Raw genomic sequence first — 3,537 nt, forward strand, 5'->3', positions numbered from 1 at the left:
CACCCTTATAAGGGAAGAAAGATCGACTACTCTGGTTAACTGCATATCAGCTGAAAGACTGCTCCTGTTTTGCGTGATAAGGACGGTCTTTTTTATGGCATATAATTAAAATCAACTAAAAAGGGTGATTGCATGACCACTTTTTTATTAATCATATCCTTTCTCCTTAATATAATTTCCCTTCTTGCCATCGTCATCCTATATACCAGACAAAACAGGTTTATTGATCTTGAAAAGAAGCAGGGGAAGATGATTCAGGATATGGAAGAGACAATTTCAACTTACCTTATTGAAATGAAGGAAGAAAACGAAGCGTTTATGAACAACTTGAATGAAAATAAACTAGTACAGAAAAATAAAAAGCAGTCTGAGAGTAAAGAAAAGTCTCCTTTCCCGAAATATGAAGAGGTGGATTCGCAGGCAAATAAACGCCTGAATGCTTCTAAAGCTTATAAAAAGCCGGCTGCCATCAATGAAAAAAGCGAAGGAGAAACTGACTGGGAACCATTATTGGCTTGTGAACAGGAAATAACTCAGGAAAATACACTGGTGAATCGAGTCATTTCCCTGCAAAGGGACGGACTTTCAATTGAAGAAATCGCAAAGAGATTGGGTAAAGGTAAGACAGAAATTGAACTTATGCTAAAATTTAATCAAAATTCATAAGAAGTCCTTGCCTGGGGCAAGCGGGTATGCTATAGTATTCATGGTGTGATTACACACGTTTCCCGATTGAGTGGATGGTGCTATTTATACAATAGTTTCTACTGCAAGGTGACGGAAACGGAGGAGAAGAATAAAAACCATTAGGAGGAAACACACATGTCAGTAATTTCTATGAAACAATTACTAGAAGCTGGTGTACATTTCGGACACCAAACTCGCCGTTGGAACCCAAAAATGAAGAGATATATCTTCACTGAGCGTAACGGCATTTACATCATCGACCTTCAAAAAACAGTTAAGAAGGTTGAAGAAGCTTATAACTTCGTGAAAGAATTAGCTGGTAACGGCGGTAAAGTTCTTTTCGTAGGTACTAAGAAGCAAGCACAGGAGTCTGTTAAAGAAGAAGCAGAACGTGCGGGTATGTATTACATCAACCAACGCTGGTTAGGTGGAACACTTACAAACTTCGAAACAATTCAAAAGCGTATTTCCCGTCTTAAACAAATCGAAAAGATGGAAGAAGACGGAACATTTGAAGTACTTCCAAAGAAAGAAGTAGTTCAACTTAAGAAAGAACATGAACGCTTAGTTAAATTCCTGGGCGGTATTAAAGATATGAATACACTGCCTGATGCATTGTTCATCATCGACCCTCGTAAAGAGCGCATTGCAGTAGCAGAAGCTCGTAAATTAAATATCCCTATCGTGGGTATCGTTGATACAAACTGTGATCCGGATGAAATCGATGTTGTCATTCCTGCGAATGACGATGCGATCCGTGCTGTCAAGCTTCTTACAGGTAAAATGGCAGATGCCATCTTAGAAGCTAAGCAAGGTGAAGAAGCAGCTGTAGCAGCTGAGTAATTTTAAGAAGGTGATAAGAGGGACTTACCCTTATCACCTTTTTTTAAAGAATAGGCCCAAGTGATATGTCTATAAAGAAGGGATATTGCTTTAGGACAAAACTTCTGGTAAGGAGTTAGAATGAACTTTAGTATTATCGTTTATACTGTCTACTGACTCTTGCCGAGATGATTTTAGTCTACATAGTTAAACTAAGGAGGAAACCCACAATGGCAATTACTGCACAAATGGTTAAAGAACTTCGTGAAAAAACTGGCGCTGGAATGATGGATTGTAAAAAAGCGTTAACAGAAACTGACGGAGATATGGACAAAGCAATTGACTTCCTTCGTGAAAAAGGGATCGCGAAAGCAGCTAAAAAAGCTGACCGCATCGCTGCTGAAGGTACAACTTTCATTACAAGCCAAGGAAATACTGCAATTATACTTGAAGTGAATGCTGAAACTGACTTCGTTGCGAAAAATGAAAACTTCCAAAACCTTGTCAAGGAACTTGCAGAGCACTTATTGACTACTAAACCAGCTTCTGTGGAAGATGCAATGGATCAAAAAATGGCTAACGGTTCTTCTGTAACTGAGTTCATTAACACTGCTATCGCTAAAATCGGTGAGAAAATCACTTTACGCCGTTTTGAAATCCGTACAAAAGGTGAAAACGCAGCTTTTGGTGAGTACCTGCACATGGGCGGCCGTATCGGTGTTCTTTCTGTGGTTGAAGGAACAACGGATGAAAGTGTAGCAAAAGATGTGGCAATGCATGCTGCTGCTTTGAACCCAAAATACGTTTCCCGAGATCAAGTATCTGCTGAAGAAGTAGAGCGTGAGCGTGAAGTGCTTAAACAGCAAGCCCTTAACGAAGGTAAACCTGAAAATATCGTTGAAAAAATGGTTGAAGGACGCCTTGGAAAATATTTTGAAGATATCTGTATCCTTGATCAAGCGTTCGTCAAGAACCCTGACCAAAAGGTACGTCAATACCTTGAGTCAAACAAAGCAACTTTAACTGACTTCATCCGTTACGAAGTAGGGGAAGGTCTTGAAAAACGTCAAGATAATTTCGCTGAAGAAGTAATGAGCCAAGTCAAGAAGTAATCCGGGTTAAGGAAGTTAAACATTTCTTAGTAGGGAACACCTAGTGTGTTCCCTATTTTTCAAGAAAAATTCTACTACATATGGAGGTTCCCCATGAGCGTACCTAAATACAAACGTGTCGTCCTTAAACTGAGTGGAGAGGCTTTAGCAGGAAATGACGGCTTCGGCATTAACCCTTCAGTGATAAAAAACGTGGCAGAAGAAGTAAAAGAAATCGCCGAGCTTGGTGTGGAAGTAGCCGTTGTCGTTGGCGGAGGTAACATCTGGCGTGGTAAAATAGGTAGTGAAATGGGAATGGATCGTGCATCGGCAGACTATATGGGGATGCTTGCGACAGTCATGAATTCCCTTGCCCTCCAGGATAGCTTGGAACAAACCGGCATAGAAACAAGAGTTCAGACATCAATCGATATGCGTCAGGTCGCAGAACCTTATATCAGAAGAAGGGCGATCCGTCATTTGGAGAAAAAACGGGTTGTTATTTTTGCGGCGGGTACCGGTAATCCATATTTCTCTACGGATACTACTGCAGCCCTGCGTGCAGCTGAAATTGAGGCTGAAGTGATCCTGATGGCGAAAAATAACGTGGATGGGGTATACTCCGCAGATCCCAAAAAGGATGAAACGGCAGTGAAGTACGAAGAACTGTCATACCTGGATGTACTTAAGGAAGGTCTGGCTGTTATGGACTCAACAGCCTCATCACTATGTATGGACAATGATATTCCACTTATTGTATTCTCAATTATGGAAGATGGAAATATTAAAAGGGCCATAACAGGTGAAAACATCGGTACTATAGTTAGGGGGAAAGCATAATGCCAAATACGATAATAGCAAATGCCAACGAAAGAATGACAAAAGCCATTCAAACATTTTCCCGTGAATTAGCGAGTATTCGTGCGGGAAGAGCCAA

4 protein-coding genes and 1 pseudogene are annotated in these 3,537 nt (G+C 40.6%); all 5 read left to right on the forward strand.

Annotated elements, in window-relative coordinates:
* The first annotated feature begins 132 nt into the window (after positions 1-132).
* Positions 133-666 (forward strand): hypothetical protein, encoded by a 534-nt coding sequence (locus HP456_RS21385; RefSeq protein ID WP_172254866.1) that lies wholly within the window; start codon positions 133-135, stop codon positions 664-666.
* 156 nt (positions 667-822) lie between these two features.
* Positions 823-1,530, forward strand: a complete 708-nt coding sequence (rpsB, locus tag HP456_RS21390) for a 30S ribosomal protein S2 (protein WP_071617860.1) — start codon at positions 823-825, stop codon at positions 1,528-1,530.
* A gap of 209 nt (positions 1,531-1,739) precedes the next feature.
* On the forward strand, positions 1,740-2,621 hold the full coding sequence (gene tsf, locus HP456_RS21395; protein ID WP_172254868.1) for a translation elongation factor Ts: 882 nt from the start codon (positions 1,740-1,742) through the stop codon (positions 2,619-2,621).
* Positions 2,622-2,714: 93 nt separating this feature from the next.
* The gene (gene pyrH, locus HP456_RS21400) at positions 2,715-3,440 is read left to right on the forward strand and encodes a UMP kinase (RefSeq protein WP_172254870.1); all 726 of its coding nucleotides are present in this window, start codon (positions 2,715-2,717) and stop codon (positions 3,438-3,440) included.
* Positions 3,440-3,537 (forward strand): annotated as a pseudogene (locus HP456_RS25165) (ribosome recycling factor); the annotation flags it as partial. The gene pyrH and the pseudogene HP456_RS25165, both read left to right, overlap by 1 nt.

The sequence above is a fragment of the Bacillus haikouensis genome (assembly GCF_013179555.1).
Lineage (GTDB): Bacteria > Bacillota > Bacilli > Bacillales > Bacillaceae_B > Rossellomorea > Rossellomorea haikouensis_A.

Coding starts and splice junctions, on each gene's coding strand:
- HP456_RS21385 (WP_172254866.1), top strand. CDS start 133: ATGACCACTTTTTTATTAATCATATCCTTTCTCCTTAATATAATTTCC.
- rpsB (WP_071617860.1), top strand. CDS start 823: ATGTCAGTAATTTCTATGAAACAATTACTAGAAGCTGGTGTACATTTC.
- pyrH (WP_172254870.1), top strand. CDS start 2,715: ATGAGCGTACCTAAATACAAACGTGTCGTCCTTAAACTGAGTGGAGAG.
- tsf (WP_172254868.1), top strand. CDS start 1,740: ATGGCAATTACTGCACAAATGGTTAAAGAACTTCGTGAAAAAACTGGC.